Source organism: Rhodoferax sp. MLSD5-FHT05B10 (assembly GCF_058793415.1).
Genome location: NZ_JBXAFT010000004.1, coordinates 223,023 through 236,764 on the forward strand (window position 1 = coordinate 223,023; position 13,742 = coordinate 236,764).

Annotated in this window: 12 protein-coding genes; 3 read left to right on the top strand and 9 right to left on the bottom strand. The window is 67.3% G+C overall.

Features of this window, described 5'->3' with window-relative positions:
• Positions 1 to 25: 25 nt before the first annotated feature.
• Positions 26 to 2,164 (bottom strand): ATP-dependent DNA helicase RecG, encoded by a 2,139-nt coding sequence (recG, locus tag AC1Q5W_RS08270; RefSeq protein ID WP_492644850.1) that lies wholly within the window; start codon positions 2,162 to 2,164, stop codon positions 26 to 28.
• Between the two features lie 58 nt (positions 2,165 to 2,222).
• Between recG and queA the strand changes: the two genes are divergently transcribed.
• A complete protein-coding gene (queA, locus tag AC1Q5W_RS08275) occupies positions 2,223 to 3,329 on the top strand; it encodes a tRNA preQ1(34) S-adenosylmethionine ribosyltransferase-isomerase QueA (RefSeq protein WP_492644849.1) in 1,107 nt (368 codons plus the stop codon).
• An 8-nt stretch (positions 3,330 to 3,337) separates the two neighbouring features.
• Here queA and AC1Q5W_RS08280 read toward each other — a convergent pair whose 3' ends face one another.
• Entirely contained in the window at positions 3,338 to 4,246 is a 909-nt protein-coding gene (locus AC1Q5W_RS08280) for a LysR family transcriptional regulator ArgP (RefSeq protein ID WP_492644848.1), read from the bottom strand.
• Positions 4,247 to 4,317: 71 nt separating this feature from the next.
• Between AC1Q5W_RS08280 and AC1Q5W_RS08285 the strand changes: the two genes are divergently transcribed.
• Complete coding sequence (locus AC1Q5W_RS08285; RefSeq protein ID WP_492644847.1) at positions 4,318 to 4,956, top strand: LysE/ArgO family amino acid transporter; 639 nt, start codon at positions 4,318 to 4,320, stop codon at positions 4,954 to 4,956.
• A 71-nt stretch (positions 4,957 to 5,027) separates the two neighbouring features.
• On the top strand, positions 5,028 to 6,200 hold the full coding sequence (tgt, locus tag AC1Q5W_RS08290; RefSeq protein ID WP_492644846.1) for a tRNA guanosine(34) transglycosylase Tgt: 1,173 nt from the start codon (positions 5,028 to 5,030) through the stop codon (positions 6,198 to 6,200).
• A gap of 1 nt (position 6,201) precedes the next feature.
• Here tgt and AC1Q5W_RS08295 read toward each other — a convergent pair whose 3' ends face one another.
• From AC1Q5W_RS08295 to AC1Q5W_RS08325, 7 genes are all read right to left on the bottom strand, one after another.
• A complete protein-coding gene (locus AC1Q5W_RS08295; RefSeq protein ID WP_492644845.1) occupies positions 6,202 to 8,940 on the bottom strand; it encodes an EAL domain-containing protein in 2,739 nt (912 codons plus the stop codon).
• A gap of 2 nt (positions 8,941 to 8,942) precedes the next feature.
• The gene (locus AC1Q5W_RS08300) at positions 8,943 to 9,824 is read right to left on the bottom strand and encodes a phosphate/phosphite/phosphonate ABC transporter substrate-binding protein (protein WP_492644844.1); all 882 of its coding nucleotides are present in this window, start codon (positions 9,822 to 9,824) and stop codon (positions 8,943 to 8,945) included.
• Positions 9,825 to 9,866: 42 nt separating this feature from the next.
• Complete coding sequence (locus AC1Q5W_RS08305) at positions 9,867 to 11,144, bottom strand: FIST signal transduction protein (RefSeq protein ID WP_492644843.1); 1,278 nt, start codon at positions 11,142 to 11,144, stop codon at positions 9,867 to 9,869.
• 31 nt (positions 11,145 to 11,175) lie between these two features.
• Positions 11,176 to 11,868, bottom strand: coding sequence for a PhaM family polyhydroxyalkanoate granule multifunctional regulatory protein (locus tag AC1Q5W_RS08310; RefSeq protein WP_492644842.1), 693 nt, complete (start codon positions 11,866 to 11,868; stop codon positions 11,176 to 11,178).
• A gap of 93 nt (positions 11,869 to 11,961) precedes the next feature.
• Positions 11,962 to 12,750 carry a cyclic nucleotide-binding domain-containing protein gene (locus tag AC1Q5W_RS08315; protein ID WP_492644841.1) on the bottom strand — a complete coding sequence of 263 codons (789 nt, stop codon included), beginning with the start codon at positions 12,748 to 12,750 and terminating at the stop codon, positions 11,962 to 11,964.
• 93 nt (positions 12,751 to 12,843) lie between these two features.
• On the bottom strand, positions 12,844 to 13,230 hold the full coding sequence (locus AC1Q5W_RS08320) for a DUF2946 family protein (RefSeq protein ID WP_492644840.1): 387 nt from the start codon (positions 13,228 to 13,230) through the stop codon (positions 12,844 to 12,846).
• Positions 13,231 to 13,250: 20 nt separating this feature from the next.
• The gene (locus tag AC1Q5W_RS08325) at positions 13,251 to 13,727 is read right to left on the bottom strand and encodes a copper chaperone PCu(A)C (RefSeq protein WP_492644839.1); all 477 of its coding nucleotides are present in this window, start codon (positions 13,725 to 13,727) and stop codon (positions 13,251 to 13,253) included.
• Between the last annotated feature and the right edge of the window lie 15 nt (positions 13,728 to 13,742).

Genomic DNA, 13,742 nt, shown 5'->3' on the forward strand with positions numbered 1-13,742 from the left:
CTATCTGCGCAGTATCCGCGGGCGGCTAAGCCTTTAAATACTCCGATTTTCCACCCAACCAGCGTTGCACGTGTTTTTCCGCCAGCGCCGGGTGCTGGTCCAGCAGCATGGGGGCTTCCTTGCGCGCCCATTCCAGCAGCACGGTATCGGTGGCCAGATCGGCAAACCGCAGCATGGCCTCGCCGCTCTGGCGGGCCCCCAGGAACTCGCCCGGGCCGCGGATCTCCAGGTCGCGCCGGGCGATCTCGAAGCCGTCGTTGGTTTCCACCATGGCCCGCAGGCGTTCGCGCGCCGCCTCTCCCAGCCGCGGGGCATCGCCCGTGGAGTACAGCAGCACGCAGGCCGAGGCCGCCGCGCCGCGCCCCACCCGGCCACGCAACTGGTGCAGCTGGCTCAGGCCAAAACGCTCGGCGTGCTCAATGACCATCAGCGAGGCGTTGGGCACGTCCACGCCCACTTCAATCACCGTGGTGCTCACCAGCACGGCCATGTGGCCCTGGGTGAACGCGGCCATCACCGCTTTCTTTTCGTCCGCTGGCATGCGCGAGTGCAGCAAGCCCACCTGGGCCAGCGCACCGCTGGCCGTGGGCACGTCGCGCACGGCCTCACTCAGCTCGGCGTGGGTCTGGGTGGCGTTGGTCAGGTCCAGCGCCTCGCTTTCCTCGATCAGCGGGCAGACCCAGTAGACCTGCCGCCCCTGCGCAATCTGGGCGCGGATGCGCTCCACCACCTCGTCGCGCCGGGCGTCGTTCACGACCTTGGTCACGATGGGCGTGCGCCCCGGGGGCAGTTCGTCCAAAGTGGAGACATCCAGATCGGCGTAGTAGCTCATGGCCAGCGTGCGCGGAATGGGGGTGGCCGTCATCATCAGCAGGTGCGGCTCCATGGCTTCGTGGCGCAGCTTGCCGCGCAGCGCCAGGCGCTGGGCCACGCCAAAGCGGTGCTGCTCGTCGATGATGGCCAGCGCCAGGTTCTTGAAGTGCACCTTGTCCTGGATGACGGCGTGCGTGCCCACCACCAGCTTGGCCTCGCCGCTCTCGATGAGCGCCAGCGCGGCTCGGCGCTCCTTCGTTTTTTGCGTGCCGGTGAGCCAGGCGGTGGTGATGTCCAGCGGCTCCAGCCAGCCCAGCAGCTTGCGAAAGTGCTGTTCGGCCAGGATTTCGGTGGGCGCCATGAGCGCGCACTGCCAGCCGGCGTCCATGCAGATGGCGGCGGCCAACGCAGCCACCACGGTTTTGCCCGCGCCCACATCGCCCTGCAGCAGGCGGTGCATGGGCACGTGGCGGGCCATGTCGTTGGCAATTTCCGCGCTGACCCGGCGCTGCGCCGCCGTCAGGGCAAACGGCAAGGTGGCCAGCAGGCGGTTGTGCAGCGAGCCCACCGGCTCCGGGAACGCCATGGCGAGTGTCGGCGCCCGCAGGGACGCCCGTGCCCGCCGTGACTGCAGCTGCGACAGCTGCTGCGCCAGCAATTCCTCGGCCTTGAGCCGTTGCCACGCCGGGTGGCTGTGGTCCGAGAGCGTGTCCAGCGACACGTCGGGCGTTGGGTGGTGCAAGAACAGCAGCGCCTGGCGCAGGGTCCACAGGGGGTGGTGCCCCAGGCCCTTGTCCAGCACACTGAGGTCGCCCGGCGCAAAGGTGTCCGACAGTTCGGCCCGCGCCAGCCCCGCCTGCACCGCCTTGCGCAGGTAGGGCTGCGGCAAGCCGGCCACCGTGGGGTAGACCGGCGTCAGCGCGGTGGGCAGCTCGCCACCAGCGGTACGGAAACTGGGGTGCAGCATGGTCCAGCCCAGGAAACCGCCCTTGGCCTCGCCCCGCGCCCGGATGCGGTTGCCCACCGCCAGCGCCTTCTGCTGCGAGGGGTAGAAACTGAAGAAACGCAGGGTGCAGGTGTCGGTGCCGTCGTCCACCGTGACGATAAGCTGACGCCGCGGCCGAAAACTCACCTCGCAGGCCGTCACCACCGCCTCAATCTGGATGGTGTCGCCCTCGCGGGCATCGCGCAGCCGGGTGATGCGGGTCTCGTCCTCGTAGCGCAGGGGCAGGTGCAAGGCCAGGTCGATGTCACGCTTGAGCCCCAGCTTCTCCAGCGCCTTCTGCGCCGGGCTCTTGGGCTCGGGCTTGGCGGCTGGTGCGGGGGTGGCAAGGGCGGTGCTGTGCGGCATGGGACAATTCTGCCCGTTCTTTCACCCTTGGTACGGGTTTGTTCAACCCTCAAGCACTATGTCCACACCTGCATCCCTGGCGGTCACCAACACCGTCACCACCCCCTACACGCTGAGCGATTTCGATTTCGCCCTGCCCGAGGCCCTCATCGCCCAGCACCCCGCCCCCGAGCGCAGCGGCTCGCGCCTGCTGGATGGCACCGTCAACCCGCCGGTGGACCGCGTCTTCCGCGAACTGCCCGGCCTGCTCCGGGCCGGCGACCTGCTGGTGTTCAACGACACCAAGGTGCTCAACGCCCGCCTGTTTGGCGAGAAGGCCAGCGGCGGCAAGGTCGAACTGCTGATCGAACGCGTGCTGGGCGGCAACCAGGTAGCGGCCCACATGCGCGTGAGCAAGAAACCCGAGGTGGGCGCCACCGTGAAGCTGGTCTGCGCCCCCGGCCACGCCGACGGCCTGAGCGCCACCCTGCTGGGGCGCTGGCCGGACGCCGACGGCCCCCTGTTCCGCTTTGTGCTCGCCAACGACGCGGGCGACGACCCCTACACCCTGATGGAGACCCACGGCCACGTGCCGCTGCCGCCCTACATCACCCACACCGACTCGCCCGAAGATGCGTTGCGCTACCAGACGGTGTTTGCCAAGCACCCCGGCGCCGTGGCCGCCCCCACGGCGGCCCTGCACTTTGACGAAACCCTGCTGGCCCAACTCGATGCCATGGGGGTACAGCGCGCCCATGTGACGCTGCATGTGGGCGCCGGCACCTTCCAGCCGGTCAAGACGGAGAACCTGGCCGAGCACCAGATGCACAGCGAGTGGTACGAAGTGCCGGCCGCCACCCAGCAGGCCATTGCCGACTGCCGCGCCCGCGGCGGGCGCGTGGTGGCCGTGGGCACCACCACGGTCCGCACGCTGGAGAGCTGGGCGCACAGCGGCGTGGCCCGGGGCGACACGCGCATCTTCATCACGCCCGGGTTCGAGTTCAAGCTGATTGACGTACTGGTCACCAACTTCCACCTGCCCAAGAGCAGCCTGATGATGCTGGTCAGCGCCTTTGCCGGTTACGACCACATCATGGCGCTCTATCGCACGGCCATAGAACGCCAGTACCGCTTCTTCAGCTACGGCGACGCCATGTTGCTGGCGCGCGCGCCCCGACCGGCCTGATTCCCGGCTCAGGCCCCGGGTACCCGCTGGATCGCCCGCGCCGCCGCGCACACATCCCGCGTCAGGCGCTGCAAGGCCGGTAGCGCCACCCGCACATGCTGCCAGTGCAGCGCCACATCCAGCGTCGCATCGGGACGCAAAGCCACCAGGGTGCCGCAGGCCAGGTGGGGCGCCACCAGCTCCACCGGGTGCATGCCCCAGCCAATGCCCGCCAGGCCGGCATCGATAAACGCCTGGGTGGCCGGAAACCAGTGGCGCGGCGGCTTGAGGCCCGCGCCGAAGTGCTGATCCAGCCACTGCTTTTGCAGCAGATCCTTCTGGTTGAAGACCAGCACGGGCGCATGCGCCAGGCTCTGCCGGTCTACCCCTTTTGCAAAGTGGCGCTGCACATAGGCCGGGCTGGCCGCCGCCACGTAGGCCATGTGCCCCAAGGCCACGCTGTTGCAGCCCTGCACCGGCTTGGGCGTGGCCGTGACCGCCGCCAGCACCTCGCCGCTGCGCAGCCATTGCGCGGTGTGGTCCTGGTCGTCCAGGCTGATGTCCAGCAGCTCGGTGCCACCCTCCGTAAAGCGCCGGGCCGCCTCCATGAACCAGCCACCCAGACTGTCGGCGTTCACCGCCACGCGCAGGGTAGCCCGCTCGCCTGCATCCGGCTCGGGCAGCACCCCCGGCAGCGCCTGGCGCAGGCCATGCTCCAGCAGACCCACCTGCTCCACATGGCGGCACAGCTGGCGCCCGGCCTCGGTGGCCGCGCAGGGTTGACTGCGCAACACCAGCACCCGGCCCAGCCGCTCTTCCAGCAGCTTGACGCGCTGCGAGATGGCCGAGGGCGTGACATGCAGCGCCTGCGCCGCGCGCTCAAAGCTGCCTTCCCGCACCACGGCGGCCAGGGCTTCCAGACTGGGGTAGTCCAGCATGTAGTAATCCTTAATAATACTTAGCAAAGTTAACTGGCCTAATTTGAGCACAACGCGCATGCTTGCGGTCCATGCCCACATTTCCCACCGTTTCAGCCCCCCTCTCCACCCTGGCGGGCGGTTTTCTGCTCAGCCTGTCCCTGATCGCCGCCATCGGGGCGCAAAACCTGTTTGTGCTGCGCCAGGGGCTGCAGCGCCAGTACGTGGGCATGTGTGTGCTGTTTTGCGCCTCGGCCGACGCCGTGCTGACGGCGCTGGGCATGGCCGGCATGGCCGCACTGGTAGCCGGCTCACCCCGCTGGGCCCACGGAATGGCCGCCGCCGGCGCCCTGTTTCTGCTGGCCTACGGCGGCCTGGCCTTGCGCCGGGCATGGCAGGGCGGCTCCCACGCCACGGTGGGCCACAACCCGACGCACACCCGGCCGCTGGTGCTGGCGCAACTGGCAGCGTTGACCCTGCTGAACCCGCACGTGTACCTGGACACGGTGCTGCTGATCGGCTCCATGGGCGCACGCCAGCCGGGGCCGCTCCAGGGCGCGTACCTAGGGGGCGTGGTGGCGGCCAGCCTGTGCTGGTTTGTGGCACTGGGTTACGGCGCGCGCTGGCTCCAGCCCCTGTTCGTGCGCCCGGTGGCCTGGCGCATGCTGGACGGCCTGACCGGCTGCACCCTGCTGGCCCTGGCCGCCGGGCTGCTCACAACGCTGGCCTGAGCGGCGCGACCGGCCACCGCAGCCCTGGCGGACGGGCTTCGTACAATGCCCCACTCCCTCGGAATCTCCCCATGCTGCAATTTGACCTCCTGAAAACCGACCCCACCAGCCACGCCCGCCGCGGCACCCTCACGCTCAACCACGGCGTGGTGCAGACGCCCATCTTCATGCCGGTGGGCACCTACGGCACGGTCAAGGGCGTGATGCCGCGCAGTCTGGAGGACATGGGCGCGCAGATCATCCTGGGCAACACCTTTCACCTGTGGATGCGCCCGGGCCTGGACGTGATGGCCAGCTTTGGCGGCCTGCACGGCTTCGAGAAGTGGAACAAGCCCATCCTGACTGACTCGGGCGGCTTCCAGGTCTGGAGCCTGGGCGAGATGCGCAAGATCAGCGAGGAAGGCGTGCGCTTTGCCTCGCCGGTCAACGGCGACAAGCTGTTTTTGACCCCCGAGATCAGCATGCAGATCCAGACCGTGCTCAACAGCGACATCGTCATGCAGTTCGACGAGTGCACGCCCTACGACACCAAGGGCCACATCACTACCGAGAGCGAGGCGCGCCAGTCCATGGAGCTCTCGCTGCGCTGGGCCAGGCGCTGCCAGGCCGAGTTCACTAAGCTGGAGAACCCGAATGCGCTGTTCGGCATCGTGCAGGGCGGCATGTTCGAGAACCTGCGCCAGGAATCACTCGAAGCCTTGGTCGAGATGGACTTCCCCGGCTACGCCGTCGGTGGCGTGAGCGTGGGCGAGCCCAAGGACGAGATGAACCGCATCATGGCGCACACGCCGCACCGCCTGCCGGCCCACAAGCCGCGCTACCTGATGGGCGTGGGCACGCCCGAGGACCTGGTGCAGGGCGTGGCCGAGGGCGTGGACATGTTCGACTGCGTCATGCCCACGCGCAACGCGCGCAACGGCACGCTGTTCACCCGCTATGGCGACCTGAAGATCCGCAACGCGCGCCACAAGACCGACCACCAGCCGCTGGACGCCAGCTGCACCTGCTATGCCTGCGCCGGAACCTCGGGTGTTTCGTGGGACCAGGGCGGGCGCGAGGGGTTCTCCCGTGCCTACCTGCACCACCTGGACCGCTGCGGCGAGATGCTGGGCCCCATGCTGGCCACCGTGCACAACCTGCACTACTACCTGAACCTGATGCGCGAGGTGCGCGAAGCGCTGGATGCCGGCACCTTTGGCGCTTTCCGCCAGCAGTTCAAGGCCGATCGCGCGCGCGGCGTGTAGCTCAGGCTTCCCAGTTGGCGGCGCTGCGCCAGCGCGCCATCCAGTCGGGAAAATCCGCCGCGGGCATGGGGCGGGCGATGCCATAACCCTGCGCCATTTCGCAACCCAGCGCCAGCAGGCGCTCACCGTGGGCCGCCGACTCCACGCCTTCGGCAATCACCTCGCGGCCAAACGCTGTGGCCAGCCCGATAACACCCTTGACGATGGCCAGGTCATCGGGGTTGCCCAGCATGTGGCGCACAAAGCTCTGGTCGATCTTGAGCAGCTCGGCCGGCAAGTGCTTGAGGTAGGTGAGCGAGGAATAGCCGGTGCCGAAATCATCCAGCGCAAAGCGCACCCCCGCGGCGCGGCAGGCGTGCATGATTTCGGAAACCTCCGCCATGTCTTCCAGCACGCTGGTCTCCAGGATTTCGAGCTCCAGGCTGTGGCGGGGAACTTCCGGGTGGGCCGCCAGCAACTCGCGCAGGCGTTCCACGAAACCCGTCTGCTGCAACTGGCGTCCCCCGATGTTGACGCTCACAGCCACCCGCTGGCCGGACTGGCTCCACTGGCTCATCTGTGCCAGCGCCGTGGCAATCACCCATTCGCCGAGTTCCACGCTGAACGGATGGTCCTCGATGATGGGCAGGAACGTCGCCGGGGCCAGCAGCCCCCGCTCGGGATGCTGCCAGCGGATCAGCGCTTCCGCACCGGTGACTTCGCCGGTCTTCATGTTCACCTTCGGCTGGTAATACAGCACGAACTCACGCCGCTCCAGCGCCTGGCGGATGTGCTCCAGGCTCTCGCGCTGGATCTTCACCGCCGCATCGTGGGCAACGTCAAACAGGTGGTAGCGGTTGCGGCCCGCCTGCTTGGCGGCATACATGGCCTGGTCCGCCTGGCGCATCAGCAGGTCGGCATCGACCCCGTCCTGGGGATAGAACGTCACGCCCATGCTGGTGGAAACCTGCATCGTCGCGTCCCCCACCGTCACGGAGGCGGCGGCCGCCTGCAGCAGGCGTTCCAGCACCGGCTCGCAATCCTGCGTGTGCACCAGGTCGGTCAGGACGGCCACGAACTCGTCGCCACCGATACGGGCCAGCGTGTCGCCCTCCCGCAGGACGGCCTTCAGGCGCTGAGCCAGCACGATCAGCAGCTCATCCCCGACGTTGTGGCCGTAGGTGTCGTTCACAGCCTTGAAACCATCCAGATCCAGGAAAACCACCGCCAGCGAATGCTTGCGCCGCTGGCTCTGCACCAGCGCCTGCTGCAGGCGATCGGCCAATAACCGGCGGTTGGGCAAGCTGGTCAGCACGTCGTAGTGGGCGATGTGATCGAGCTGCTGCGCGTGCTCCTTCATCGAGGTGATGTCCGTGAACAGGGCCACGTAGTTTTGCGTCGTCCCGTTGGCATCGCGCACCGAACCGATGTTGAGCATCTCCGCATACACCTCGCCGTTCTTGCGCCGGTTCCAGACTTCGCCGTACCAATGGTCCTTGGTCGTGAGGTCATGCCACATGGCGGCGTAGAACTCCTTGGGCTGACGGCCCGACTGCAGGATGCGCGGACTCTGCCCGATGGCCTCGCTCCGGGCGAACCCGGTAATGCGGCTGAACGTGTCGTTCACCTCGACGATGGTGCCACGGGTATCGGTGATCATGATGGCCTCGCGGGCGTGAGTGAACACGCTGGCCCAGAGCTGGAGGCGGACTTCCGCCTGCTTGCGCTCGCTGATGTCTCGCGACAAGACCACGAAGCGCGGCCCGTCTTCCGGACGGTCCTTCTTGCGGGCCACCGACAATTCAAACCACTTGCGCGTGTCACCCCGGGTCACCTCCAGCTGGCGCCCCATGCAATAGCCGTGTTCGTTGGCCTCCTGCAAGGCGCCCAGCACAATGGCGGCAACCTCCGGCGCAAACACGTCGGACACCCGCTTGCCCAGCAAGGCCTCCGTCGCCACCGTCATCACCGCCCCGCGCGGCGACTGGATGGTGTGGTAGCGCCCATCCAGCCCCATCTCGAACAGCACATCGGGGATGGCATGGAGCGTGCTCTGCAAATCGTTCTGCGCGGCCAGCATGCTCTTGGCCATGCGGTCCAGGGCCCGCGTCAGGTTCCGGATTTCCGGGCTGCCGCGCAGCGTCAGGTTGGTATCCAGATGACCGGCCGCCATGGCGTTGGCCCGGATTTCCAGCTGCTTGAGCGGCGCCAGCCCCGAGCGCAAGACCAGCCAGATGCCCGCAAAGTTCAGCAGGATGGCCAGCAACAGGAGCGCAAACTGGTCTTGCAGGCGCGCCCAGGACCGGTCCGCCAGCACCTGGCCGGTCAGGGTCAGGGTCAGCTCGCCATACACACGCCCCCCGACCACGACCGGCGTGCTGCCCGAAATTTCAGGAAAGCCGAACCAGCGCACAAACCAGCCGGGCGATTGCGGCAGTGGTCGCACGTCCTCGGCATGCACGCGGGCCCCCGTAACGTCCCGGAACTCCGCCGACAGGATCAACTGCCCGGGCACGTAGCGGTCCAGCGTCCGCTGCAGGGCGGCAAAGTCCCCGATCACGACCACTTCGGCCAATGCCGACGGCAAAATGCGCAGTTCCAGGGCCAGCGCAGACTTCAGGTCCGCCCGGACTTGCGCCGCGTCGTGTCGCGCCGCGACCAGCAGCATGGCCGCTCCGGCCAGAAACAGGACCATCCCGGTGGTGGTCAGCAACCGGGCCATCAGGGGCAGCCGCCCCCACCGCGTGCGCAGGACGGCCATGCTCAGTGCCCTTCCTTGAGCACGGTGTGCCGGTAGAAATCCCGATAGCTGCGGTAGTCTGCGGGACTGCTCATGCGGAAACCGTAAGGGGGCTTCTGACCAATCACGCGCGCCGTCGCCTCCAGCACCCGCAGGCCCTCGGCATCCGAATCCATGCCGTCTACGGCCTGCCGAACGGCATCTACCACCGCCTTGGGCACGCGGGGATGCACCGCAATGGGCAGGTTGAGAAAGGCGGGCGACTCCCACAGCACGCGGTAAGACATGCCTTCCCGTGCAGCAAAGCTCTGCATGAGCTGGCCGTTGACGCCGGCGGCCACCACGCGCCCGGCCTTGAGCTGAGCCATGATGCCTTCCTGGTTGCCGCCGTACACCGGCACCACCGCGATGCCCTGGCGCAATAGGGCGTCCATCGGCACGGCATAGCCCACGAACGCTTCCCGCGACGGGAAGCCCACCGGTTGGCCACGCAACGCGTGCAAGGTCTGGATGGAGGAGTTTTCCAGGGTGACGATCTGTCCGGTAATGGCGTCGTCGTTGGGGCGCAAGATCACCTGGTAGTTGGCCTGCGCCATCCGGGGCTGGAAGAGGGCATTGGAATAGACGAAGTCGTACGCGCCCTGCGCCGTGGCCGCATTGGACTCCGGCGCGCTGCGGGCCACTTTGAGCTCCAGAACCACCCCGGTTTTGCTCCGCACGTAATCAAAGATCGGGTTCCAGTATCGGGCCGTGAGCACCGCATTGCGCTGGGACAGCACACCAAAAGTCCAGGCGTCGGCGGCCTGCGCCGCAAGGGGAGACAAACCGCTGACGAGAACCGCCAGCAGCAGTGCCCGCGGCCCGGCCCGCACGGCCAGTCGCAGCGCACAAATAACACGTTTCATTGACCCGATTTTACGCGCCACGGGTATGGCGCTCCGTCCGGCCTAAGCGTTCCCGACAAAAACCGTCAGGACGCCGGTGTAGCCATACAGATGCCGGTGAGCAATCTCACCCCCGGCAAAGAACCCCACCAGGGGCACATCGCCCAGAACCCGGCGCACCAGTTGCAGCTCCGCGCTGGGGCCGCCGAAATGGGGGCCACCGCGGCCGGTGCAACTCACATACACCGCACCGGCAATGCGCTGTGTCGACTCCGCTGCCCACTCCGGGGGTTCCAGCTCGTCGCGGATTTCTGCACAGATGCGGGTCAGGTCGGCCCGGGCCGCCTGCACATTGCGCTGGCAAAACACCAGTTGCGCCCCCGCCTCCACGTGATCGGCCACGGCAATGCCACGGCGGGCGGGATCAAGCCCGATGATGTGGCGCACCACCACATCGTCCCCGAAATTGCCCGTCTGGCGCACCGCCACCGGGTGCGCGGCCACCGCGGCAACCGCTTGGGGGGCCTTGCCCCCCGCATCCCCGCCACCCGTGGCCTGCGGTGGCTGCACCAGCCCCACCAGCGTGGCGCGCACCACGTCCAGGGCTTGCTGCGGCGCCTCCAGCGAAATGGCAAGGTCCTGCAGCATCACGTCCAGCGCGGGCCGCCCATCGAGAGACAGCACCACGTTGCGGTCCGCTGCACTGACGGTGCGCGCCGGGGCAACCGGCATGCACCCCTGGGTCACGCGCGAAACCAGCCCCACCTCCGGCCCAAATGCCACACCGCTGAGGCCGCCACTGAAGACGCCGCCGGCCGCACCGTGGCCCTTGATGTTGCCGTCGCCCCCCACGGCGAACTGCAGGCCCTGCGTGCGGCTGCTGGAGACGCCTCCAAACAGGTAGCCCGACTCGGTGCGGGCCGCCAACTCTGCAACCAGCTCCCCCAGGTCCGCCGTATCGGCGTCCGCATGCACCAGGGCGGTATGGGCCTCAAAACCCAGCCCCAGCGGGGCAACGCCGGAAAACACGCGGTACTGGTCACTGGGCAGCTCCAACAGCATGACGGCCATGGCCGGCTCGTCCCAGTACTCCACGTTGTTGGACACGATGCCCACCCCCACGGTGCCCGACCAATCGGTCACCAGGGGCAATTCGGACTCCAGGTACTCCAGGATGTCGCGGGCCGCATCGGCATAGTGGTCGGTCAGGTACAGCAATGCCAGTGTGGGAGTCTCGGCATACCCCGGCAAGGCCATCTGGGCCCGCAGCTGCGCCAGCACCAGGGCGGCGGCCATGGGCCACTGCGGATGCGTGGCATGTGCGTAAGGAAAGCGCTTCATTCCGCCACCGCCTGCAATCCGGCCCTGGGGCCTAACGGCTGCGCGGGGTCTTGCGGGCCGCCGGCTTGGTGGCAGCCGCACGCCGTTTGGTCACGGCCTTCTTGCCCGCGGCCGAAGCCGATTTCAACGCCTCCTTGGCCAGCCCGGTTGCCATGTTCCGGGTGACGTCCATGGCGGTCTTGGTGCCCGCTTCTTTCAATGCACCGGCGGCGATCTGCTGGAATTGCTGGGTCAGTGCGCCCCACAACTGCAGGGGATCCACCAGCGCGCTGCCCGTGGCGGCGGCTTTTCCACCCTTGCCCACCTTGGCCGCTACCCGGGCGCCACCCGTAGCCACGTCCGAGAGGGTCTTGGCCGTGGACGCCGCCCGCTCGGTGACACGCTGCACCCCCGATTGCACCGATTCGGCCGCCTTCAGCTTCAGGGCATTGGCCACGTCACCAATGTTGAAATTCATGCCTTTGAGGGTGGCCAGCGTCATCTTCTGCACCTCCAGCGCCTGGATGGTGGCACCCAGGGCGCGCGAGTTCTGCTCCAGCCAGAAATGCACCGCCTTGAGTTCTTCAATGCGTTTTTCGAGCTCCTCCACGCTCAACGTGGGAGCAACCCAGTTGCCGAGGTTGGGCATTTGCGGAATATTGCTGGTGGCCCCTTTGGCCAGGTTCTGCAAAAAATCGAAGCCCGGCACAAATTTTCCGAATCCGGTAGTGTCTGCGTCACTCATGCTCGCTCCCGTGGAGGTGGTCAACTCTGAACAGTTGGCAGCTTACTCCAACGCCAGACATCTGGCCACCGCCGTCCCCGCTGCACGGGCCGTCTACGGCACGGTGCGCGGCACGCTCCCCCGCGCCTGCAAGCTGGCCAGTTGCGTCAGCGCCGCGTGGTCCAGGATGCGCACATGGCGCCGCCTGATTTCCAGGATGCCATCGGCCACCAGCTGGGACAGGATGCGGCTGACGGTCTCGTACTTGAGGCACACGAAATTGCTCAGGTCCATGCGTGTCATCCGCAGGTCCAGCTCGGTGGCGGGGAACCCGCGTGCGTGCAGACGCTGCGCGAGGTTGATCAGGACGCTGGCCAGCCGCTTGTCGCCACGGATGCTGCTGAGCAGCAGCATGGCGTTGCTCTTGACCACGATGTCCTGGCTCAGCACCCGGTGCAGATGGCGCTGCAGGACGTCCATCTCGCGGGCCAGCGCCTCCAGGCGCACAAACGGCAGCGCACAAACTTCGGAATCCTCCAGCGCCACGGCGGCACAGCTGTGCTGGTCCCGCTCGATCCCGTCCAGCCCGACGAACTCACCCGTCATCTGGAAGCCCGTGATCTGCTCGCGCCCGTCGCTGGAAATGACCACCGTCTTGAAAAACCCCGACTGGATGGCATAGACGTTCTGAAAGCGCTCGCCCTGGTGGATCAGCACCTCCCCCTGCTTGACGGTTCGGCGCGCCAGAACCGCGCGGCCCACACGCTCCAGCGCGCCAGGGTCGAGGTCACTCGGCCAGCACAGTCCCCGGGACTTGCACTGCGTACAGGGCGTATCTGCCGCGCCCGTTGCGTCCACATCCTGCCGGGCCGGGAGGTCCAATAAAAGTACTTCTTCCTGCATTTCTCTCTCCGTCAAAAATCCTGTTCGGCGGCCCCCACGGGCCAAGGGCGCGAACCGCCACACGGGCCGGAACGCGCACTCCATGTACAAGGTTCAGACGAAAAGCGGGGGTCCCCGCGCCGGTGGCGCCAGGGCCGGCGTGCCGCAGTGGCCCCGATCCAGGTCGCCCGGGCACGGCTGCTGCCGGCCCGCATCCAGAAAGGAAAAGAGGGGTGGCGGCGGTGGCGGTGCCGCCCGCTCCAGCCCCTGCAGACAGAACGGGCAGTGGTCCAGGAACTGGGCCGGCTCCTGCCGGGCAGGCGCCTCGACGGCCACGGTGCGCGGTCCGCTGGAGGTGCAGATTTCAATCCAGGAAGCGCGGTGCCCGTGCGCCACGGCGTGCGACACCGTGGGAACCAGCGCGCTCAGGGAACCGACCCACACGGCCAGCCACACCACCCAGGGGCGGTGCAGCAATGCGTGGAATCGGGTGGCTGTCATGACCTGCGAAAGGCGCCGGCTCAGGGCTTGCCGTGCATGCCGTGACCCATGTCAGCGGCACTGGCGGGCGCCGTTGCCGACACCGGAACCTTGAGTTCGCTGCGGGTCTCGACGCCCTTGGCGTCCTTGAACACCAGGGTCATGGGGATGGTGGTGTCCTTCTGCAGGGCCACCTTCAGGTCCATCAACATCACGTGGTAGCCGCCGGGCTTGAGCTCCACGGCCTTGCCCACAGGCAAGTCCAGCCCGCCTTGCACGGCGCGCATTTTCATGACGCCACCGTCCATCTTCATCTCATGCACCTCCGCCACGCCTGCAACGGGGCTGGAGACGGCCACCAGTTTGCTGCCTTCCTTGGCTGTGAGTTTCATGAAGGCGCCGGTGGCCGTCTGGCCTTGGACGGTGGCGCGGGCCCAGGCGTCCTTGATGTCCACGGTCTGGGCATACAGGGTGCCGGCGGACAGCGCGAGGATGGCAGCGATAGTTTTGAGTTTCATGGGTCTTCCTTGGTT